Annotated in this window: 17 protein-coding genes and 1 tRNA gene; 3 read left to right on the top strand and 15 right to left on the bottom strand. The window is 40.2% G+C overall.

Going from position 1 to position 21,617, the window contains the following annotated elements; translation table 11 throughout:
- Window positions 1–95: 95 nt before the first annotated feature.
- Entirely contained in the window at window positions 96–2,315 is a 2,220-nt protein-coding gene (locus EHO58_RS17725) for a membrane dipeptidase (RefSeq protein WP_135680798.1), read from the bottom strand.
- Window positions 2,316–2,331: 16 nt separating this feature from the next.
- A complete protein-coding gene (locus EHO58_RS17720) occupies window positions 2,332–2,874 on the bottom strand; it encodes a hypothetical protein (protein WP_135680797.1) in 543 nt (180 codons plus the stop codon).
- Window positions 2,875–3,206: 332 nt separating this feature from the next.
- On the opposite strand from EHO58_RS17720, the gene EHO58_RS17715 reads away from it, so the two are divergent.
- Window positions 3,207–4,592: a sensor histidine kinase gene (locus EHO58_RS17715; protein WP_244241216.1), complete on the top strand. Its 1,386-nt coding sequence runs from the start codon at window positions 3,207–3,209 to the stop codon at window positions 4,590–4,592.
- 33 nt (window positions 4,593–4,625) lie between these two features.
- Window positions 4,626–5,333, top strand: coding sequence for a LytR/AlgR family response regulator transcription factor (locus EHO58_RS17710; RefSeq protein ID WP_100711685.1), 708 nt, complete (start codon window positions 4,626–4,628; stop codon window positions 5,331–5,333).
- A 55-nt stretch (window positions 5,334–5,388) separates the two neighbouring features.
- Here EHO58_RS17710 and EHO58_RS17705 read toward each other — a convergent pair whose 3' ends face one another.
- The 3 genes from EHO58_RS17705 to EHO58_RS17695 form a co-directional block, all read right to left on the bottom strand.
- Complete coding sequence (locus EHO58_RS17705) at window positions 5,389–7,608, bottom strand: membrane dipeptidase (RefSeq protein ID WP_135680795.1); 2,220 nt, start codon at window positions 7,606–7,608, stop codon at window positions 5,389–5,391.
- A 14-nt stretch (window positions 7,609–7,622) separates the two neighbouring features.
- Window positions 7,623–8,174 carry a hypothetical protein gene (locus EHO58_RS17700; protein WP_135627495.1) on the bottom strand — a complete coding sequence of 184 codons (552 nt, stop codon included), beginning with the start codon at window positions 8,172–8,174 and terminating at the stop codon, window positions 7,623–7,625.
- A 605-nt stretch (window positions 8,175–8,779) separates the two neighbouring features.
- Window positions 8,780–8,855, bottom strand: a tRNA-Asn gene (locus EHO58_RS17695).
- A 216-nt stretch (window positions 8,856–9,071) separates the two neighbouring features.
- Here EHO58_RS17695 and EHO58_RS17690 point away from each other — a divergent pair.
- The gene (locus EHO58_RS17690; RefSeq protein WP_135680794.1) at window positions 9,072–12,665 is read left to right on the top strand and encodes a vitamin B12-dependent ribonucleotide reductase; all 3,594 of its coding nucleotides are present in this window, start codon (window positions 9,072–9,074) and stop codon (window positions 12,663–12,665) included.
- Window positions 12,666–12,772: 107 nt separating this feature from the next.
- Here EHO58_RS17690 and EHO58_RS17685 read toward each other — a convergent pair whose 3' ends face one another.
- Genes EHO58_RS17685 through EHO58_RS17640 form a run of 10 tightly spaced genes read right to left on the bottom strand, consistent with a single transcriptional unit; the run spans window position 12,773 to window position 21,606 of the window.
- The gene (locus EHO58_RS17685; protein ID WP_135680793.1) at window positions 12,773–13,813 is read right to left on the bottom strand and encodes a sulfite exporter TauE/SafE family protein; all 1,041 of its coding nucleotides are present in this window, start codon (window positions 13,811–13,813) and stop codon (window positions 12,773–12,775) included.
- Between the two features lie 15 nt (window positions 13,814–13,828).
- The gene (gspN, locus tag EHO58_RS17680) at window positions 13,829–14,785 is read right to left on the bottom strand and encodes a type II secretion system protein GspN (protein ID WP_135626702.1); all 957 of its coding nucleotides are present in this window, start codon (window positions 14,783–14,785) and stop codon (window positions 13,829–13,831) included.
- A 1-nt stretch (window position 14,786) separates the two neighbouring features.
- Window positions 14,787–15,317: a hypothetical protein gene (locus EHO58_RS17675; RefSeq protein ID WP_135626701.1), complete on the bottom strand. Its 531-nt coding sequence runs from the start codon at window positions 15,315–15,317 to the stop codon at window positions 14,787–14,789.
- Window positions 15,318–15,329: 12 nt separating this feature from the next.
- Window positions 15,330–16,946, bottom strand: coding sequence for a pilus assembly protein PilM (pilM, locus tag EHO58_RS17670; RefSeq protein ID WP_135626700.1), 1,617 nt, complete (start codon window positions 16,944–16,946; stop codon window positions 15,330–15,332).
- Window positions 16,946–18,076 (bottom strand): type II secretion system minor pseudopilin, encoded by a 1,131-nt coding sequence (locus EHO58_RS17665; protein ID WP_100711677.1) that lies wholly within the window; start codon window positions 18,074–18,076, stop codon window positions 16,946–16,948. The genes pilM and EHO58_RS17665 overlap by 1 nt, the downstream gene beginning before the upstream one ends.
- Window positions 18,073–18,768 carry a type II secretion system protein GspJ gene (locus EHO58_RS17660; protein WP_135680792.1) on the bottom strand — a complete coding sequence of 232 codons (696 nt, stop codon included), beginning with the start codon at window positions 18,766–18,768 and terminating at the stop codon, window positions 18,073–18,075. The genes EHO58_RS17665 and EHO58_RS17660 overlap by 4 nt, the downstream gene beginning before the upstream one ends.
- 1 nt (window position 18,769) lies before the next feature.
- Window positions 18,770–19,318 (bottom strand): prepilin-type cleavage/methylation domain-containing protein, encoded by a 549-nt coding sequence (locus EHO58_RS17655; protein WP_135680791.1) that lies wholly within the window; start codon window positions 19,316–19,318, stop codon window positions 18,770–18,772.
- Window positions 19,299–19,868 carry a type II secretion system protein gene (locus EHO58_RS17650; RefSeq protein ID WP_135626696.1) on the bottom strand — a complete coding sequence of 190 codons (570 nt, stop codon included), beginning with the start codon at window positions 19,866–19,868 and terminating at the stop codon, window positions 19,299–19,301. Before EHO58_RS17650 ends, EHO58_RS17655 begins: the two co-directional genes overlap by 20 nt.
- Window positions 19,869–19,873: 5 nt before the next feature.
- Complete coding sequence (locus tag EHO58_RS17645; protein ID WP_135680790.1) at window positions 19,874–20,356, bottom strand: type II secretion system protein GspG; 483 nt, start codon at window positions 20,354–20,356, stop codon at window positions 19,874–19,876.
- 23 nt (window positions 20,357–20,379) lie between these two features.
- On the bottom strand, window positions 20,380–21,606 hold the full coding sequence (locus tag EHO58_RS17640; RefSeq protein WP_135626694.1) for a type II secretion system F family protein: 1,227 nt from the start codon (window positions 21,604–21,606) through the stop codon (window positions 20,380–20,382).
- Window positions 21,607–21,617 lie beyond the last annotated feature (11 nt).

The following is a 21,617-nucleotide window of genomic DNA, read 5'->3' as shown; positions in this document are numbered from 1 at the left end:
GAACCTATTCTTCATTTTAAGTTCCAAAGACCAAACTTTTTCTTTTGAGATTTGTAGATACAAAAAGGCCCGCTTTGTAGCGGGCCTTGGTTCAATTACTGGATACTTCCGCTCCTATTTACCGCGTTCTGCCACATCGTAGTGAAGAAGTCTGCGGATCTATAGACCGGTTCCAGATCGGAACGTTTCAGTCCCTGCTGTCTCAAGTCTTCAAAGAAGTCAGGCATAAGACCTATATGGGACGCACCTTCCGTATTGAAGTCGAATGTTCTATTCCCGAATGAATATTTTCCAAGAGAAGGAGAAGCCGCAAGAGTTGCCGCTAATCTAATGGAAGAGTCAGGAGAGAATGGATATCCTACTTTGGAAGTCTCAGGCTGTGCAATGACTGAAGTTCCTCCAGGACAAGCACGAGTTCCATAACGAGGTCCAGGCATATGAGCAAATCCGTTAAAATCTGTTCCGATTGCGATCCTTCCGTCATAAGCAGGATCACCTATTAGATTTTTGAGATATTGGTAAGACTGAGCGAATGTTTGGCTAGTTCCACCGCAAGCATGTGCGATATAAGAGCTATCACTATTCTGTCTCCACTCACCTACTTCTTCCAGATTTCCTTGTCCGGTAATAAGTCCGATCATTCCACCTAAGGTGCTGATACGTTTGAGTGCGGCGCCTGTCGGGTTTGCCTCGTGACGATTTCCTTTATTCGCCATATCATACACACCAGTGTGACCGGTTACTATACCAGGATATGATTGTTGTTCAGCGAAAGTAATCGCTCCATCCAGAGATTTTGCAGACATATGGCCCACGTCGATGATCATTCCTTTTTTCATCAATTCTCTCAGGACTTTTTGTCCATAAGTGGTTAAACCTGCGGTATTACAATCCTGTCCGTAGTGTTTACAATCATACTTAGTTCCACTTCCAAGGATATTGTATAGACCTGCTCCACCGAATCCGTTGGTTTTTAAGTGGATCGGGAACACATAACGTAATCCCAGATCATACAATTCTTGTACACCTTGTGTGATCATAGAATCGTTACAGTTACTTCCTGTACAATCTACTAGATAGTCTACTTCAGCACCTAAGACTACTGCAAGTTTACCGCCGGAAATCACACTTTGTGCTTCCGCAGGAGTTTTTACGATACGGAACCAACCTTGTCCTGGACCGCCACTTTGTGAATCGATCCAAGCTTGCATATCATACACTGCTTGGGTTTGTCGACGCAAAGTGTTCATATCATTTAAGTCATAAACCGGATCGGTAGCGATCGCTATTCCTTTAATGATGTCTGGAAGTCCGTTATCTGTAGCTCCAAACATATAATCACCATTTACTGCGAGTACTACCATGGCTCTCATCCCGCCTTCATAAGCGCGTTTGATCCATTCATAATACATTGTTTGGTGAGTGTAACTATTGTTCGCAGGCCAATAAGGGAAGCCTGCATATCCTCTATTATCATGACGAGCCGTTCCTAATAAGGCTCCGATAATATCATCTTGAACGATTGCTTCTACCCTAGAGTGTCCTGCAGAATGTCCTTCGTCCGAAGTACTCGGACAGTCTGCGAGTGCAGTTGCCGCCGGTCCAAATGGAGATCCATGAAAGATTACTCCACCAAAACCTAAATTTGCCATTGGGTGAGTATGAAGATCCACATAGCCTGAAAGAGTCCCACTTCTCTTGAGAGAATCGTTAGCTCCTCGATTATAAGCTTGTGGAGCAGATTCACAACTTGAATCTGCAACATACCATTCTCCCCACATTCCTGTGGCTCCACCAGTGTTCACGCAACGATGAGGAGTTGTATATGTTTTACCTGCGATGGTAAGAGGCAATTTAGCACAGGCTTCTTCCCAACTTATTCCTACTACGTTCCATATACGGGAAGAATATTTTCTTTTGCCCGCGTAAGTACCTGAGGATTGGCAACCATCATTCTTATGAGTCCAGTTATAACCGCCACCATCATCTGTTGCAGCCCAGTTTGCTTCGCAAGAATCTTCGATTAGATCGAATTCTCCCCACATATTGAATCCGGTGTTTTTGCAACGACTTGGCTTAGTAAATACTTGGCCATTAATGGTTGCTCCCATATTGGCACAGGTCGTTTCCCAACTCTGTCCTGATGGAATCCCATAAAGGATTGCTGAATATTGACGTTTCCCAGGAAAAATTGCAGTGCAACCATCCTTCTTAAATGTTCCCCAATATGGATCGCCGAAAACGGACGTGCTCGTAGCAAAAACAGCTAGGAATACGACACCTAACGCACGACCTCGTAAAAGCCGAGTTTTCATACGTTTCTCTCCCTACTTACTGATTTATATGTTTTTTGTATTCTTCGGTTACGTTTTTCAGCTTTTGGCCGTACAGTTCTTTGCCGGCTAGGATCATTCTGCGTTTTTCGTCATCAAGGCGCTCTGGATATCTTTCTTCCATCAAGCGCAATAGTTCCAGTTGGTCTTCCTGGAGTTTTATCTGTGCTTTATAATATTCATCGATTTCTTTGCGGGTTGCTTTTCCGGAATAAATTTTTCCGTACAATGTGGCCCAACTTTCTAAAAGTTCTTCCTGTGCTTTTTTCTCTCCTGCGTCTTGGGGAGTAGCAACAGCTACCCAGTATAGATTATCAGGAGTTTCACTCTTTAATAAGGAAGCAGATACAACTGCGTTATCTTCGTTATGGGTAGAAGAAGTTCCCGAACTGATAAATCCGGAAAAGATAGAGAGCCCTTCTGAAAAAATATTTTTGGAAGAGGATTGAGCGGCTCCATCCTGGCTTCTTGTAAAAATAAAAATAAGAACAACTAGAGCAAAAGCAGAAGAAACCAGTAATGCGTTTTTCTTAGATAGCATCGGGCGAACAGTATATTACATTTCGATCCTTTATGCAAATTCTTTGTAACTATTTATTAGAAAAATATTATAAATATTCGGAAACATGCTCTAGTAATTTTTGCAAAGCAAAAGAAGAATAAAAATCGGTACTTAAGTCATAAAATTATAAACTAGAACAGGTCGTACTATGATAATTGCTTGTATTCTTGGAGATGAGTACATTCTTTTTTCTGGAATTTATGGCTTTTCTAATTCATCTTTTTGACAAAGTTTTTTCACTAGTTTTCCTAAATCGAATGATTGGACAAAAAAGGGAGTTTTTTAAAAGGGAAAGGGATAAATTTGGAAATATGCAGGCGTTACTTCGATTTCTTTTTGGGCTCAATTATCGTTTTGCACTCAGGCAGTATAGAAAGGCAAAGATACTTTCTTCCGTAAACTTTGCTCCGGTATTCACAAGGAACGCGTATCTTGAAATTCTGATCGTACTCAGGTATGTGTATCTAATCCTTCCTGTCATCATTTTACCTTTTGCATTCTATGATCTAGTCGATGCATTTTCGGATGCTAAGGACAATTCATTTGTCCTATTCGATCTGGTCTTCTATGCAGTTTTTCTTACAATGAACGTACTTTTGAATTCCGGCCGTTTGCATAGAGCGGATCTGGATCGGATCAAATTGTTTTGTAGGATCGGGGTGCTTCTTCTTTCCCTGACCGGGACTTGTATCACAGTTGTGGTATTCCCTAGACTTCCTGAGATCTCACTTTTTTCCACTGCGATGTTCAGTGTTGCGATCATGTTTAGATTTCCGGATCATACCAAGTATTTTATTTACACGATCAATTATGCAATCCTATACGGTTTTATCTATTATAGCGGGAATAGAGAGCCTGTACTTTTGCAAAACCCTCTCGTGACCTTATTTTTGATTTTAATTTTCGATCGTGTATCCTTCTTAACTTTGGCGAATACGTATCTCAAAACCCAAAGGATCATTCGTTTGAACGAAAGATTAAGGGAAGAAGATACAAATAAAAGTGATATGATCAGTATCGCGGTTCATGATCTAAAAAGTCCACTGTCTGGGATCATGAGTATTAGCACGATCCTACGAAAAAATCTGAAATCTTTTTCGGATAAGGAAAAAAAAGAGATCCTTACCGATATAGAAAGTTCTTCTAGAAAAATTTTAGGACATATCGACGATCTTGTGGGAATTGCTGCTTCCGGCTTTGAGAATATTAAAATAGATTATGATATTTTTAATATTAATTCTTATATTAAATCTACGATCCAAAACTTCGACTACCAGGCTTCTCTAAAACGTATTCAATTTCATACCCAATTCGATAAAGAAGATCTAAAGATCCGATCGGATAGAAAAGCAGTAGCTAGTATTCTAGATAATTTGGTTTCAAATGCGGTGAAATATTCTCCTCCGGGAGGTTCTATATTCATTCATTCTAAATTGATCAAAGATCAGGGTGACTTCATACAGATCCAGATCAGGGACGAAGGAAAAGGATTCACCGATGAAGATAAAAAACTTTTATTCTCCAGATTCACTAGACTCTCTGCAAAACCTACAGGCAATGAACCTTCTAGCGGTGTGGGACTTTATGCGGTTCATAGATTGGTAGAACTATTGAATGCAAAGATCAGTTTGGAAAGTAAACCTGGACAAGGAGCAACATTCACACTTCTATTTTCTAGAATGAAAATTTCAGATTGACCATTTAAGAATTTTTTATAGAACTCGCTAAGCATGGTGAGAGCTGTTCTAGTTGAGGATGATAAGCTGATGGCAAGAACCATCCAGCATTATTGTAGAGAAGCATTCGGAAAAAGCCTAGTATCTCTCAAAACATTCGATGAATTGACTCCTGCACTCTATAGTATTAAAGAAAATCCAATCGACCTTCTTCTCTTGGATATTAATCTAAAGGGGCAATCAGGTTATGAAATATTAAAACTTCCTGAAAAAGATTCATTCTATACGATCGTGATCTCTTCTGATAAACAAAATGCGGTAAGCGCATTTGATTTTGGTGTTTTGGATTTTGTGGCCAAACCATTCACTAGAGAAAGATTTATAGCAGCCATAGATCGTATGAAGTCTGCCTCCGCTTCTAAGGCGGATTCTATGCGTAAGAATAGTATTTCCTTAAAAAAAGACGGAATGATAGAAGTGATCCGTTTTCAGGATATTCTATATTTAGAGGCCTCTGGCAATTTTACTGAGATTCATCTTAAGTCAGGTCGCAAAGAACTGATACGTAAAACAATGGAATCTGTTCTAGCTGAATTGAATTCTGATTTTTTCCGTTCTCATAGATCTTTTATAATTAATCTTTCCGAAGTAAAAAAGATCCTACACGGCAAAGGAAATCATTTTAAAGTCCTTCTGGGCGATTCCGCAGAAGTTGCCTTATCTAGATCAAATTATAATACTCTAAAAGATATGTTAGGTTAAAAAAAAGCCCGCAGGGTTTGGCGGGCTTAAGAAAAATCTATTTCGTTAGATTTCTTTATTGGATGCTTGCACCTCTTGTGACCGCATTCTGCCACATAGTAGTGAAGAAGTCAGCAGAACGATAAACCGGTTCCAGATCGGAACGTTTGAGTCCTTGCTGTCTTAAATCTTCAAAGAAGTCAGGCATAAGCCCAATATGGGAAGCTCCTTCCGTATTAAAGTCGAAAGTCCTGTTCCCGAATGTATATTTTCCAAGAGAAGGAAGAGCTGAAAGAGTTGCAGCTTTTCTAATGGAAGCATCCGGAGCAAATGGATATCCTACTTTAGCAGAATCAGGTTGAGCGATTGTAGACACTCCTCCTGGACATGCACGAGTTCCATAACGAGGTCCAGGCATATGAGCGAATCCGTTAAAGTCGGTTCCGACAGAAATTCTTCCGTCATAAGCTTGGTCTCCGATCAGATTTCTAAGATACTGATAGGATTGTGCAAATGTCTGGGTGGTTCCTCCGCAAGCATGGGAGATATAAGAACCATCAGAGTTTTGTCTCCACTCTCCTACTTCATCCAGATTTCCTTGTCCTGGGATTAGTCCGATCATTCCACCGAGTGCAATGATACGTTTGAGGGCGGCACCTGTTGGGTTCGCCTCATGACGATTTCCTTTGTTCGCCATATCGTATACACCTGTGTGACCGGTAACAATACCCGGATAAGCTTGTTGTTCTGCGTAAGTCAGAGCTCCTTCCAAGGATCTTGCGGACATATGACCCACATCAATGATCATCCCTTTTTGCATTAGGGCTTTCATGATCTTAGGTCCGTAAGAAGTTAAACCTGCAACGTTACAGTCTTGTCCGTAATGTTTACAATCATACTTAGTTCCACTTCCAAGGATATTATAGAGACCTGCTCCACCGAATCCGTTGGTTTTCAAGTGAATTGGGAAGATATAACGTAAACCTGCGTCATACATTGCTTGAACACCTTGAGTGATCATAGAGTCAGTACAAGTTGTGGTTGTACAATCTACTAGGTAATCTACTTCTGCACCTAAAACCACTGCGAGTTTACCGGCAGCGATTACACTTTGTGCTTCTGAAGGAGATTTTACGATACGGAACCATCCAAGTCCCGCTCCACCACTCTTCTGATCGATCCAAGTTTGCATATCATATACAGCTTGGGTCTGACGACGTAAAGTGTTCATGTCGTTTAGATCATAAACCGGATCAGTTGCGATTGCGATACCTTTGATAATATCCGGAAGACCGTTATCAGTTGCTCCGAACATATAATCACCGTTTACAGCAAGGACAACCATAGTTCTCAAACCACCTTCGTAGGCACGTTTGATCCACTCATAATACATTGTTTGGTGAGTGTAGCTATTGTTTGCAGGCCAATAAGGGAAACTTGCGTATCCTCTATTATCATGTTTTGCTGTAGAAAGTAGAGCTCCAATAATATCGTCTTGAACGATTGCTTCTACTCTGGAGTGTCCTGCAGAGTGGCCTTCGTTAGACATACTAGGGCAATCTGCGAGTGCAGTTGCCGGTTCTCCATAAGGAGCACCGTGGAAGATCACTCCTCCGAAACCTAGGTGAGCCATTGGGTGAGTATGAAGATCCACATAACCGGAAAGAGTTCCTGTTCTTTTGAGAGAATCTTGAGCACCTCTTGCATATGCTTTTGGAGCGGACTCACAACTTGAATCTGCAACATACCATTCTCCCCACATTCCTGTGGTGCTGGTATTCACACATTTTGTTGGGGTTGTATAAGTTTTACCCGCGATAGTAATAGGCAATTGAGCACAAGCTGCTTCCCAAGTGATCCCTACTACGTTCCAAATACGGGAAGAATATTTTCTTTTGCCCGCATACGTTCCAGAGGTTTGGCAACCATCATTCTTATGAGTCCAGTTATAAGCTCCGCCATCGTCTGTAGCAGACCAGTTTGCCTCGCAAGAGTCATCGAGTACATCGAATTCTCCCCACATATTCAAACCGGTGTTCTTACAACGACTAGGCTTAGTAAATACTTGGCCGTTAATGGTTGCTCCCATATTCGCGCAGGTAGTTTCCCAGCTCTGGCCCGAAGGGATCCCGTAAAGGATTGCTGAATACTGACGTTTTCCTGGGAAAATTGACGTACAGCTATCCTTCTTGAATGTTCCCCAATAAGGATCCGCAAATACGGATGCACTTCCTGCGAAAAACATCGTACATACTACGAAGCTGAATACAGACCTTCGTACTGACCGATAATTCATAATTCTCTCCAAATCTATTTTTGGTTTATGTGTTTTTCATATTCGTCTTTTACGTTTTTTAACTTTTTAGCATATAGTTCCTTACCGGCCAGGATCATCCTTCTCGAATCGTCGTTTAAACGTTCCGGATATCGATCCTCCATGATCTTCAATAGTTCTAATTGATCTTCATGTAGTTTGATTTGAGCTGTGAAATACTCATCTATCTCTTTGCGAGTTGCTTTATTGGAGTAAATCTTTCCGTAAAGAGCTGCCCAATCTTCTCTTAGCTCATTCTGGGCTTTCATTTCCGCTGCATCTCTTGGAGTTGCTACAGCTACCCAGTATAAATTGTCAGGGGTTTCATTTCTCAAAAGAGAAGCCGGTATAAGTCCTTCTTCATCATTGGAAGAAGAGGAGTTAAGGCCCAAAAAATTAGATAAAGAAGAGAATCTTTCTGAAAAACCGCTTTTTGGCGAATGAGAATGAGCGGCCTCAGTGTCCTTGGAAGAGGATGGGATCACCAAAAGAACAAATAAGCTTAAGATAAGAATGGATATGGCAACCAGTGCTATTTTTCGCGACATACTTAGAAAGTATAAGTATTTGTACGTATGTGCAATGAGTTTGGGATGAAAGTGTATCTAGGTATGATGAATGGAAAAATTCTTATCAGACCCTTATATAAGGGAGATTTTTATATTCGACCAGTTGTTATATAAAGGGATTTTCGCAGAATGTCCTGATTTCGATTAACAATACATTTATTATGCGAAATCACCAGGAAAAAGGGCGTTTTTGGAGGAAATATCGCTCTTTTTTCAGTGGAATCTTCTATTCTTAGCGGCCTCGCGTGAAAACACATCGAACAAATCTTGGATCACGCAAAGGCGCAAAGATCGCTAAGGGATTTCGAAATAAAAGGCCGCGACAGAGATTCGTAGGGCTTTTCAGTCCGGGCTTGCCCGGATGAGCGCAGGAGCGCGAACCCGAAGAAGCGCGGTCTGAGCGTTAGCGAAGAGTCGCCCTAACCTTCATTTGCAAATAAAATACCGTTGCTTTTCACGATTAAATTTTGGATAAAATAACGGAAATTATATCAAAAAGACTAAACAAATGTAGGTCTTAGGGGTCTATTAAGAAGATCGAAAATTTACCGAAATTTGGTAAGATTGGAAGGAAAGAAAAAGATTGGCTCCCCCTGCAGGGCTCGAACCTGCGACCCAGTGATTAACAGTCACTTGCTCTACCGACTGAGCTAAAGGGGAGTGTCTGGTAGCAGAATCCAGTTTTTAGAAATGAGGCAGGCTGGCAATGAAAAATCTTCGAGACATAGGTATTTTCTGATCAGATCTAAATACAATTTTCCGGTAAAAACCGAACAGCTTTTGGAAAAAGTACTATGGGGAAATTTGAAAGCTATAGTAGCGTGACATAATCCAAAAACGCACTATATTTTGCCGGAGTTTCATAAGGAGAGCGCTATGAAGCTAAATAAACATTTCACTTCACCTGAGAAGGGATTTTCTAAGGACTTAAACTGGGTTAAGAGGAATTCTAAGATCTCTAACCCTGACGGATCCGTTGTTTTCGAAGCTAAGGACATTCTTGTTCCGGACCAATGGTCTCAAGTTGCAGTAGATATTCTTGCCCAGAAGTATTTCAGACGCAAAGGAGTGCCAAAATACTTAAAAAAAGTAGATGAAAAAGGCATTCCAGAATGGTTACAGCGCTCTGAACCAGACACTGAAAAACTTTCTTCTTTAAAAGCAGAAGATCGTTTCGGTGGAGAGGCATCTGCACAGGAAGTTTTCCATCGTTTAGCGGGTTGCTGGACGTATTGGGGATATAAATACGGTTATTTTTCAGACGAAGAAAGTGCTAAAACTTTCTACGAAGAAGTCGCTTTCATGCTGGCTTCTCAGATGTCTGCTCCCAACTCCCCTCAATGGTTCAATACTGGATTACATTGGGCGTATGGGATCGATGGTAAATCCCAAGGACATTTCTATGTGGATCCTACCAGTGCAAAATTGGTAAAATCTTCTTCCGCATACGAACATCCACAACCTCATGCATGTTTTATTCAAAGTGTAGATGATGATTTAGTAAATGAAGGTGGTATCATGGATCTTTGGGTCCGTGAGGCTCGCCTATTCAAATACGGTTCAGGAACAGGAACCAACTTCTCTAACCTGAGAGCGGAAAATGAATCCCTTTCTGGTGGAGGAAAAAGTTCCGGTTTAATGAGTTTCTTAAAGATCGGAGACCGTGCTGCTGGTGCTATTAAATCCGGTGGAACCACTCGTCGTGCAGCTAAGATGGTATGTTTGGATGTAGATCATCCGGATATCGATCGTTTCGTAGATTGGAAAGTAGAAGAAGAGAAGAAAGTAGCTTCCCTTGTAACTGGATCCATTCTGAACAACAGACATCTAAATGCGATCATGAAAGCTTGTTACGAGATGGAGGGAGAGGATCGTTTCGAACCTAAAAAGAATGCCGCTCTTAAGAAAACCATCGTAGAAGCTAAGAAAGTTTTAATTCCTGATAATTATATTAAGAGAGTAATCGATCTTGCTAGACAAGGTTATAAAGAACTCATTTTCGAAGAATTAACTACAGATTGGCAATCAGAAGCTTATAATACAGTTTCTGGACAGAATAGTAATAACTCAGTTCGTCTTCCGAATGAGTTTATGGCTGCTGTCGAACAAGATCTTCCTTGGCATTTATATAACAGAACTGAAAAGGAAAAAGCTCTCAAAGAAAAAAGAGCTGCTAAACCTGCAAAAACCATCAGAGCAAGAGATCTTTGGGATAGAATTTCTTTTGCGGCTTGGTCTTCTGCTGACCCAGGAACTCAATATCATACTACCATCAACGAATGGCATACTTGTCCTGAAGATGGAAACATCAATGCTTCCAACCCGTGTTCAGAGTATATGTTCTTGGACAATACTGCATGTAACTTGGCTTCTGCGAACTTACAGAAATTTGTCGATCCGGAAACTCTTGTTTTTGATGTAGAAAGTTTCCGTTATCTTTGCCGTCTTTGGACAATCATTCTTGAAATTTCCGTGACCATGGCTCAATTCCCTTCCAGAGAGATCGCAGAACTTTCTTATAAGTTCAGAACTCTTGGACTCGGATATGCAAACCTTGGTTCCGCATTGATGATCATGGGAATTCCTTATGATTCTAAAGAAGCAATGGCGATCACTGGTGCCATCACTTCTATCATGCATATGACTGCTTATGCTACTTCTGCAGAAATGGCGAAAGAATTAGGGCCATTCCCTGGTTATGAGAAGAACAAAAAGCATATGCTTAGAGTTCTAAGAAACCACAAGAGAGCGGCATATAATGTTCCTTCTGAAGATTACGAAGGTCTGACTATCACTCCTGTAGGAATTGATCCTGCATACTGCCCTTCTTACCTTTTGAAAGCTGCTCAAGAAGATTCTGATAATGCAGTTTCTTTGGGAGAAGCTCACGGATACAGAAACGCACAAGTTACAGTAATCGCACCAACAGGGACTATCGGTCTTGTAATGGATTGTGATACTACTGGTATTGAGCCTGATTTCGCTTTGGTGAAATTCAAAAAATTAGCGGGTGGTGGTTATTTCAAAATTATCAACCAATCCGTTCCTTTGGCTCTTCGTAAATTGGGATACTCCCCTTCTGAGATCGAATCTATCGTAAATTATTGCAAGGGACATGCTACCTTAAACGGGGCTCCTGTAATCAATACCCAAAGCCTGAAAGAAAAAGGTTTCACGAACGAGATCTTGGAAAAAGTAGAATCTTCTCTTCCTTATGCGTTCGATATCAATTTCGCATTCAATAAGTTCAATTTGGGTGAAAATTTCTTACAAAAGAACTTAGGGATCGCAAAAGAAACTTATGATTCTTTCACATTCAATTTGCTCGAACATTTAGGTTTTTCTAAAGATGAGATTAATAAAGCAAACGATTATGTTTGTGGAACGATGACCATCGAGAACGCTCCTTACTTAAAAGAGAAAGATTATCCTGTATTCGATTGCGCAAACAAATGTGGTAAATACGGAAAACGTTATCTTTCCTATGAGTCCCATATCCGCACGATGGCTGCTGCTCAGCCTTTTATCAGTGGTGCGATCTCTAAAACGATCAACCTTCCGGAAGACGCAACTATCGAAGATATCAAAAACGCATACTATATCTCTTGGAAGATGATGGTAAAAGCGAATGCACTTTATCGCGATGGATCTAAACTTTCTCAGCCTTTGAACTCTGTATTAGAACTTCTAAACGGAATAGAGTTAGAAGAACAAGAAGAGATCGTAGAAGCTGCAGTCGCTAAAGATCCTTCTCAGTTTGCGGAAAAAATCGTTTATAAGTATATCTCTCATAGACGTAAACTTCCTAATAGAAGAGCTGGTTATACTCAAAAAGCAGTAGTTGGCGGTCACAAAGTTTATTTAAGAACTGGCGAATACGAAGACGGACAACTTGGAGAGATCTTTGTGGATATGCACAAAGAGGGTGCGGCATTCAGAAGTTTGATGAATGCATTCGCGATTTCCGTATCTTTAGGCCTACAACATGGGGTTCCATTAGAAGAGTTTGTGGATGCATTCACATTCTTCAAATTCGAACCGAATGGTATCGTGACCGGAAACAAACATATCAAAATGAGTACTTCGGTAATCGATTTCATCTTCAGAGAACTTGCAATCACTTACCTGGGAAGATACGATCTTGGCCAAGTAGCTCCGGAAGATCTAAGAGGAGACGAGATCGGATCCAGAAAATCTTCTGAGTCCATCCAACCTAAGGCTCCTGTTCAACCGACAGCTTCTGCTGTAGTGGAAACTGCTCCTGCTTCCGAGCCGGAAACAATTTCTTACTCTCAGATGATGAGGACTGAAAAACCAAGTTCATCGATAGCTCTTATGGAGGAGATCAAGATAGCCAAGATCAAAGGTTATACTGGAGATTCTTGCACAGAGTGTGGATCTTTCGAGATGGTAAGAAACGGTTCTTGTTTGAAATGTATGTCCTGCGGCGCAACCACTGGATGTTCTTGATCTAAGAGCTTAAGTCGTAAGAAAGAAAAACCTCGGGTGGTGTAATGCTGTTCGAGGTTTTTTTATATCTTTATTTGAAAGCAGTTGGGATCCAAATATAAGATAACTTATTCGGAAAATTCAAATTTAGTTAAATTCGATCCTTTATAACAATAAAATTCATAACTGATCGGTTCTCTGAATCGGAAAACTTTTTCCAGAAATATTCTATCATAAGTCCGAGTCATCGATTCGTATTTTAATATCAATTGATCCGGAAGTTCTTGTGGAAAGATCGGTCTTTCAATTTCTAATCCTTCCTCCCATGAATATTCCAAAATAAAATTACTTTCCCTCCAACTGATACTTGTTTCTTGTTCTCGAATTACCCACGAAGTAGATACGGAGATATGATCCTGATCGATAATCTTATTCACCGAACTGGAAAGAAGGAATATCCCGGCTAATACCATGGACATATATCCTATCTTTTTAAAAACAAGATCACTTATATAAGGTAAAATATATTTAATTGAAAAAGAAGATATGATAGAAGCTAACGCGATTGCAATACCTATATAAATTGCCGCTTCCGAATAAAATCCTAAGGTTATATAAACTACAAGTTTGAATAAATGAAGGAATAGTTCGTTTGCCGCTCTTGTGGCGACTATCTCTTCTTTTTGAAGTCCGTAACTTAAGTAAAACCTATTGAATAATAACCCGATTGCTCCGGTGATCCCGGATACCAAGCCGGACAAAAATCCGATTACGGCTAAAATAAAATTCGGATATGGTTTCTCATTTGTTTCATGATCCGTCTTTGATTTAAAAATTTCAGGGAGATTCACTAAAAGAAAAAGAGAAACGGATAATTGTAGATATATAGGATTCAGAAATTTTATGAGCCAGGCACCTAATAAAACCGCGGGTATCGAAAAGGGAACAAACCAATAAAAGATCTTCCAATTTATATTTTTTTTAAATATTATAATCCTGGAGGCCGAATTCGAGGCTGTTCCTACCGTTAAAGCAAACGGTACAATCGAAGGGGCTAATAAACTATTTAGTATCGGAATTAGGATTAAACTAGCCCCTCCTCCACATATCGTACTAATCCAAAAAGCAAGTATCGATCCGAAGAATAGAAGGACCAGTGCAGGAGCCATTAAACGTTCAGTAAATTAAGGAGCCGGACCTGCTCCGGGTAAACCTGCTGGAGCGTTTAATCCTGGGATCTTAAATTCAGGCCTTTGGAAAGATCCTGTGATCGGGATACATTTACCACTTCCGCCTTTTTCTAAAAGATCTAATGCACCCACAATGATCTGATTTTCTGCAGCAGAAGCAAAATTTCTTTCTAACTCGAAACAGGCTCTCAGATTCAATTGAGAACTGGGGAGTGAATCTGATAGTCGAAGATTTCCATGCAGATCCAATCTTGCAACGGAGGTATCTATGATAAATTCTTCGAACTCTACCATTCCTTGGTCAATTCTGGAAGTGATGAGTATCTTATTTATGAAGAAGTTTTCTATTTTTCCTATAAAAGGAATTTCAGGAAGATTTGGAAAAGATCCGAATTTTCCTTCTGGCATTTTAAGTGAAAATGTTCCGCCGAATCTACTGGCCGGGACAGAAAGAGAATCTAACTTTAAGTGACCTTCTAATTCCCCTATATTGCCCAAAGTTTGGCCGTCATAATCGATCTCTAATTCTTGTACTTCGAAATCGCCGTTTACCTTTTTTCTTAATAAGGAAAAAAGTCCGGCCTTGATCTGAGCATCTTTGGATCTGATCTTGAATGTCTGACCCATGATTTCCATAGATTTTACGGAAACTTTTCCGAGTAGAACTGAAACTGATAACTCGTTAAAAAATACGCTGCTTGGTTGTCCGGATGATGAATTCATCAGCTGGCGGACAATGTTTTCGTAAGGGAATAATAAGATCAAAAAAAGAAGAAAGGAACTGAGCCCGCTTCCGATCAAGATGAGTTTTTGTTTGAGAGAAAATCTGGGAGTATCTTCCTCTTCTTCCTCAGGAGGTAATTCCTCCAATTCCATCGTGAGGAATTCTTCTTCCTCGTTGGAGATTAATTCTTCCTCTTCTTCTATTTCTATCTTTTTTGCGCGAGCCATCTTACTTTCCGGAAGCGACACTATAGGCCGCAATTTTCATGTTCACGTCGTAGGTATTTTTGTCTTGGTAAGGTTTATTGGTTTGGAAATATTCCACTCTTGCGTTTACCTTATTACCCTTATCTATATCATATAATACGGACATAACGTTTTCAAGAGGTACACCTCTTAAATTCACTTCGAAAACAATTACCTGGTATTTGTTTTTGTCGATTAGTTTCGCAGGAATAGGTCTCATTGTGGAAATCCTATCCTTTACTCCGTTATCCGAAAAGATCCTTTCTAATTTTGCCGCAAATGCACTTTGATCATTTTCCCCAGTATTCACATTTTCCAGAGATCTGAAAAATAAATAATCGGAGATTGTTTTATCTAACTGCGCGACTAATCCTGGAGTATTGTTTACCGTTTCAGAAAGATCCGTTCGGAGCCTATAAATTTTACGGACCACTAAGAATATAAGCAGGACCAAAATAAGTCCCGCAGCAATCACTAATAGAAGTTTTTCCCTAGGTTGTAATTTTTGCCACATAGACGATCCCTCTTAATCGTTTTCTTCGATTTTAGAGGTCACCTCCATTTTAATCACAAAGGATACTTTAAATGTTTTAAGTCCGAAATTCGGACGGTTACTATCTAATTTTACGTTTTTGAACATTGGAGAACGAGCTAATGAATCCTGTACTTTTCCGATTTCAGAGATCTCGTTTACCGCACCTTGGATAGAAACAGAACCATTATCATACGTAATACTTTGGAATAAGAATGGCTGCATTCCAGGATCAGGGAATTTTAAGGAAATCTCATGTAGAACATCCAATACACTAGGCTTGGAAAGATACTTTCTATAAAGTTCCGTTTTTCTTTCTGCACCATCTCTTAGGCTTTTCGCAAATTCTATAGGATCTCTGTTAGAAGGAACACTGGAGCCTGTGCTGGATTTCACTTTTTCAGCCAAGATTTTATTGGCGGCTGCAAGCTTTCTTTTATCAGAAATAATCCCTAAGAAAAATACTCCGATCAAAAGTACGAAAGATACTGAACTTAAAATAATATGAGGTTTAAATATGCTTATATCGAATAAGTTTTTATTAAGCCTTTTTACATAAGGAGTTTCTAAAAAATCTATTTTGGCTTTTTTAGATTGGATCAGATGATAAGCCATCCCATAGCAGGTAGCGAATCTATCAGGATCTGCACTTAAGAAATCGTATCTTCTGGCTTGGATCCCAAGGTTCTCGCCTATAAAGGATTCCAGATCTCTGACTTTACTTCCTTCTCCAGAAAGATAAATTGCTTCCGGTCTTTCAGTTTCTTCTAATGAAAGGAAACTTCTGCGAACTTCTTCGCTTAAGGATGTGAAAAATTCCTGAGAGATAACAAATGCCTTTTTAATATCCGCTATTTTGAGTTTATATTCTTTTGCGAATAAGTTTAGGCCATCTTCCGGAGAATGGAAAGGTTCGAATTGGATGCTGGTCTTTAAAGCTTCCGCTTTATCCTTAGGGATTTTTAGTGTTTTAGAAATTTCTTCAGTTAGAGTATCTCCCCCTACGGAAAGAAAACGTGTATGAGCGATCTTTCCGTCCTTGGTAACATTCAAGATGGATTTTTTGCCACCGATATCTAACTGAGCAACATTTGCGAATTGTATCTCTTTATGTAAATGTTTGGAAATAACGGAGCCCAAACATACTGAATCCACGAAGATCCCACGAAATACGAGGCTTGATTCCAGAAAAGGAGAAGCCAATGTATCAAACTCTGAATGATGAGAAGTATAAGTGATTACGTCCGATTTTTCCTGATCTATCCTCCAAACAGAACCTAGAACTTCTACAGTTTCCATAGGGAAAGGAACCCTACTTTCAATTTCGAACGGGATCACTTCCCTAACCGCTTTTTCGGTGGTTAATGGAATAGAGATCTCTCTTACAAAAAGTCTGTCTAGAGAAAGAGATAGTACGATAGCATGTTCTTCCGCAAAATAGGTATTTATAAAACGAAGTACATTTGTTTCGTACTCCTTTTCTTCCATTCTGGAGATGGGCATGGTCTCTGCTCTGAGTAGAGTCAGGTTCCCTGCCACTCTTTGGAACAGAACACCCTTTACGGAATTTGTACCGTAATCTACGGTTAAAAACTTTTCGTATAAGAACATTAATCTTCTCTATAATATAGCATCAGGTTATTGGTCAGGTCGAAAATTCCGGTGATCCTACGGACGATTTTAGGTCCTTTCATAACATCGGAACTTTTTTTACTATTATAGTTTCTTTCTACTTCCCCGACAGCGCTGATCCGAAATATTTCGCCCTTTGTTTTGATCCTTCCACCGGAAACATCAGTTCCTTCTCCTGCTAATTCTTTGTAGAGAGAAAGTCCTCCTACGGAAGGTACCTGGAATTCTGGGATGGTTTCCAGATCCTTAATTTCCTTCAGGTAGCCGCCTTTTTTGATCTTCATTTTCATAATTTGAAGAACGGACTGGCGGTTCATAAAATCGGATAGAGACATTAAAACGAAGTAAGGTGCGGCGTTCAAGTTGATTCTATCGTCGTAGTTTCTTTGGAATGGAACAAAAGCGGTCAGATTATTTGCCAGAACGAAATCGGACTCCCCGATCAGACTTTTTTCCTCGTCGGACATAAAATCTTTGGAATACTTTTGTTCGTAGTCCGGAGGTTTTTGGGAGCCGTATACTATTTTAGGATCGAAACCTTTTACGGAGGTAAGCTCGGAAAGAGAATACATGTAAGCGTTTTTGATCTTTCGTGGAGGTGTCAGTTTTTCGTAATATGAAATTTCGAAATTCCCTTGGCTATCATCGTCCAGCCAATCGATCACCGGATTAAAAAGGTCCCTCTTCATTCCCAAACGTTCCAGAAGTCTTTGGGCCATTTCCTGGTTTCTTAAATTTAATTCTTTTGTGTCCGCATTGAAGATAGAATTTAAATTAATTTTTCCATCTTCTCCTTGGATCTTATAATAGATCCATCCTCCTCCCATTGGAACTGGAGGTGGGTTCAGTCCTATCCCGGATTGGTATAATTGTTCTTCCGGGATTTTTCTGAGTGCTGCCAAGGCTCCTTGGAATCCGGCTTTGGCTAAAAGAGAAGCCTTAAAGCCTGACATTTCTCCCTGGGAAATTTTATATTCTGCCATGGATCTTTCCGCAAAGTCCAAGGTGGTAGTTAGAGCAGCTACACCGATTCCCCCGACTAGGAGCATGACGATTGCTCCTCTTCTTCTGGAGAATCTTCTACCTTTTAGACCAAGACCTGAATTCATTTCAGAAGCATCCCTGGGAACGCAAGAGTTTCAAAACGTCTTTCTTTATTTCCCATATTCGCAATGATCTCGATTCGGATAAGACGAGGGATACTTTTCCTTTGGAAGGAATCCCATTCTTCTTCCCATTCTTTTCCCGTTTTGGAAAATTTAAAGGAGAGAGATTTTACATTATCCAGTAACTCGTATTCTTGCCCGCCTACGAATGGATAACGATCTACTATTTCATCTTCTCTTCTCATTAATTTATAATAATCAGTGCCGTCTTTCTGTTTTAGATAATATTCTACTTCTCTTACTTCCGGAAGTGCGACTTCTTCCGAGTTAGGATGGACTGCTGCGAATACTATAAAATGATCCTTTGTACTTTCACCGGGATGTCTTGGTCCATCTTCCGATTTGCGTCCTTTTCTACTTACGAAGACCAGATTTTTTTCCGTTTGGAAATAGAATGCCATGGTCAATGTACTACGGATATTTTCGATAACAGAGATCGCCTTTTCTCTATCCACGCCGTCCGAACCTGAAGTTGGACGAGTGACTTTTAAGATAGTGGCGTAAGTCCCGAATACCATTCCGAGTAGAACACCGAGTAACGCTGCCACAATGGTTAATTCTATTAATGTAAATCCGGACCTTCTTCTTTTTCGAAGAAACTTGAGAGATATTGAATGTGTAGAAAATATTCCCATATCAATTCATCCTGGCCTTGTAGGTCTCGATCGTGTACTGTTCTTTTACTGGGATCCCTTGGTTATCTCTTCCGCCTGTAGGATATTCTATCGTTACATAAATATGAAATACTGCAATAAGCCCACCGGTAGCAGAACCTTGGTTATTACCTGTTCTTTTCGCGATGAGTTGGTTCATGCTGGAGTTCGCGCCGCCTAGTAGATCCTCAGGTTTTTTACCGCTATCCTTTCCTGCCATTTTCAGAAGATCTAAATTCTCTTCTTTGATGATGGTGGTAAATCTCCAGTCTTTATAACCTGGAATCTCTCCTGAACTAGTGTCCGCTTGTAGAATGGTGGCAGAATCTATCTGGGCCATTTTTATTTTTGCTAGGTGAGTTGCTTCTATTTGAAGTGCTGCGACTTTTTTAAGCCGTATCCCTTCTGAAACCACCATGAGTACGTAAAGAAGCCAACCTGCGGCAAGTGCAAACGCCAGGGTCATTTCTAAAATAGTAAAACCCTGTCTTTTTTTAAGAGGGTTTTTTCTTTTAAAACTTACTCGTGCCATATTGCTCGCTACGTTTGTATTCTTCCAATTGTTCCTTGGAAACTACAACTTCCCCGTCTTCTATTTCGGATTTTCCGCCATAACGTTTGATGATGAGAGTTCTTGTGATCTCAGGATCCGGACCTAAGTGGATATAAAAATCTTCCGCCACTGCCATGGGAGAAAATGGAATTCGGATCTTTCCGGTATTATATCTATAACCTCTTCCATCCATTACATCTACGATTGCAGAAGAGCTTGGAAGCTCCCTATCTTGGAATACTGGGACTTCTTTTAGACCGGTCTCGTCCCTTTCCATGTCTATGATCGTATAAGTTTCAGTATCCACATTCAATTGAAGATAGACTGTTCTTTGGTTGATCTTTGCCCTACGAAAGCAGAAGTTCACAACGTCATGTAATAACATCGCTTCTTCTTGGGCACCTGGTGTGAGTAAATTAACTAAAGAAGGAAGCACAAGAGCGAACATCACACCAATCAGGAATACCGCGACTCCCAATTCGATCAATGTGAAGCCGGAACGGATCCGGCCTTTCGCTCTCGGGCCCATTTGATTTATTTTTTAGCGCCGGATGCAGAAGAGAATTGAGCAGGATATTGTTCTTCTTTAGTGATATCAAAGTCCGAGTTTAAACCTTCTCCACCTTCTGCTTTATCCTGACCATAAGTAATGATCTGGATCTCACCCGCTCCATCAAATCTGAGTTTGTATGGATTTTTCCATGGATCTTTTATAGAATCTTTACTGCTTACCATCGGGATCCAAGTTTCAGGGATTTCTCCGTTAGTTGGTCTTTCAACTAATGCGTCTAAACCTTGCTCTTCGCTAGGATAACTTCCGAATTTGGAAGCATATCTTTCCAAATGTAATCTAAGTTCCTGTTTGTCTTTTTTGATCTTCATCTTTGCGGTCTCGAGGCTTACTCCACCGAAATCCACACTGACAAGAATGATAGTCATCAAAGCACCTAAAATGGCGACAACGATCGCTAATTCGATAAGAGTGAATCCTTTTCTCCGTTTTTTTCCCGTTTTCAAAGTCGGTTCTCCTATTTCTATTGTTATATACCTTGTAAATTCTGGGTCAAGCTGAACATCGGAACGATGATCGCCGCCATAATGATACCGATCGCAAAACCCATAAAAACGAGCATCAGTGGCTCGATTGCTTGGGTTGCATTTTTTAAAGCGGAATCCACTTCTTGGTCATAAATTTCCGCGAGTTTATTCAACATTTCCGGAACTCGGTCAGAAACTTCTCCGGCGGACATCATACCTATAACTAGTTGCGGCAATATCTCTGACCCAGTGAATGCAGCAGAAAGTTTCTCTCCTTCTCGAATTCTATCGCAAGCATTTCGTATTTCTTGTCCGAAAACCGAATGGTTAACGATCTGTTCTACAATTTGGAGAGAAATAATCAGCGGCACTCTGTTTGTAAGAAGGATCCCAAGGTTCCTTGCAAAATTGGAAATAAGTACTTTTTTATTGAGAGTTCGGATGATCGGGATCCTAAGAACGAACTTCTCCCATTTTTCCTTACCTTCCGGAGTGGATTTATAAAAGAAGAAGCCCACAACTCCGGCACCGATCATCGGGAAGATCAAGAACCAATATCCGGTTAGAATTCTTGAACTTCCAATCACGATCTGAGTAATTAAAGGAAGTGTAGCATTGAACTCTATGAATAGATGTTCGATCTGAGGAACAACTGTTGTAAGTAGGAATATGATTACGATCTGTAAAAGGCAAAAAATGATCCCTGGATATACAAGTGCGGTGGTGACCTTACCTTTTAACTGCAGATTTTTTTCTTCCATCTCGGCAAGACGCATGAGTGCAGTTTCATAATCACCGGTTCTTTCTCCTACTGAAACAAGAGAAGGATACTGGTTTGGAAATACGTCCGGATGTTTTTTCATCGAATCGGATAAGGAACTTCCTTCCGTAATATCCGCTTGCATTGCGATCACTACTTTGCGAAATACTTCGTGGTCTGTTTGTTCAATGATACTGGAAAGAGATTTGTCTAGAGGAATACCTGCACCTAAAAGAGTACCGAGTTGTCTGGAAAAAAGTCCGATGATCTTTTTAGGAACTCTATAAAGAAGTTTTGCTAGGAATGGAAAAAGTTCTCTGTCCTTTCTTTCAGCGTCTTCTGAAATTTGGCGAACGTAAAAACCTTTGGACTTAAGTTTCGCTCTTGCGGATTGGATATTCGGGGCATCTATAATCCCCTTCTCTTCCTTTCCTTTTTTGTTAAACGCAGTATAAGTAAAAAGTGCCATGGAAGGAAAAC

Origin of the sequence: Leptospira selangorensis, from assembly GCF_004769405.1 — a bacterium.
Lineage (GTDB): Bacteria > Spirochaetota > Leptospiria > Leptospirales > Leptospiraceae > Leptospira_B > Leptospira_B selangorensis.
This window is presented reverse-complemented; position numbering and strand designations above follow the sequence as displayed.

What these genes read in the sequence shown, in the direction of transcription:
- EHO58_RS17725 (WP_135680798.1), bottom strand. Translation starts at nt 2,315, where the DNA reads ATGAAAACTCGGCTTTTACGAGGTCGTGCGTTAGGTGTCGTATTCCTA.
- EHO58_RS17720 (WP_135680797.1), bottom strand. Translation starts at nt 2,874, where the DNA reads ATGCTATCTAAGAAAAACGCATTACTGGTTTCTTCTGCTTTTGCTCTA.
- EHO58_RS17715 (WP_244241216.1), top strand. Translation starts at nt 3,207, where the DNA reads ATGCAGGCGTTACTTCGATTTCTTTTTGGGCTCAATTATCGTTTTGCA.
- EHO58_RS17710 (WP_100711685.1), top strand. Translation starts at nt 4,626, where the DNA reads ATGGTGAGAGCTGTTCTAGTTGAGGATGATAAGCTGATGGCAAGAACC.
- EHO58_RS17705 (WP_135680795.1), bottom strand. Translation starts at nt 7,608, where the DNA reads ATGAATTATCGGTCAGTACGAAGGTCTGTATTCAGCTTCGTAGTATGT.
- EHO58_RS17700 (WP_135627495.1), bottom strand. Translation starts at nt 8,174, where the DNA reads ATGTCGCGAAAAATAGCACTGGTTGCCATATCCATTCTTATCTTAAGC.
- EHO58_RS17690 (WP_135680794.1), top strand. Translation starts at nt 9,072, where the DNA reads ATGAAGCTAAATAAACATTTCACTTCACCTGAGAAGGGATTTTCTAAG.
- EHO58_RS17685 (WP_135680793.1), bottom strand. Translation starts at nt 13,813, where the DNA reads ATGGCTCCTGCACTGGTCCTTCTATTCTTCGGATCGATACTTGCTTTT.
- gspN (WP_135626702.1), bottom strand. Translation starts at nt 14,785, where the DNA reads ATGGCTCGCGCAAAAAAGATAGAAATAGAAGAAGAGGAAGAATTAATC.
- EHO58_RS17675 (WP_135626701.1), bottom strand. Translation starts at nt 15,317, where the DNA reads ATGTGGCAAAAATTACAACCTAGGGAAAAACTTCTATTAGTGATTGCT.
- pilM (WP_135626700.1), bottom strand. Translation starts at nt 16,946, where the DNA reads ATGTTCTTATACGAAAAGTTTTTAACCGTAGATTACGGTACAAATTCC.
- EHO58_RS17665 (WP_100711677.1), bottom strand. Translation starts at nt 18,076, where the DNA reads ATGAATTCAGGTCTTGGTCTAAAAGGTAGAAGATTCTCCAGAAGAAGA.
- EHO58_RS17660 (WP_135680792.1), bottom strand. Translation starts at nt 18,768, where the DNA reads ATGGGAATATTTTCTACACATTCAATATCTCTCAAGTTTCTTCGAAAA.
- EHO58_RS17655 (WP_135680791.1), bottom strand. Translation starts at nt 19,318, where the DNA reads ATGGCACGAGTAAGTTTTAAAAGAAAAAACCCTCTTAAAAAAAGACAG.
- EHO58_RS17650 (WP_135626696.1), bottom strand. Translation starts at nt 19,868, where the DNA reads ATGGGCCCGAGAGCGAAAGGCCGGATCCGTTCCGGCTTCACATTGATC.
- EHO58_RS17640 (WP_135626694.1), bottom strand. Translation starts at nt 21,606, where the DNA reads ATGGCACTTTTTACTTATACTGCGTTTAACAAAAAAGGAAAGGAAGAG.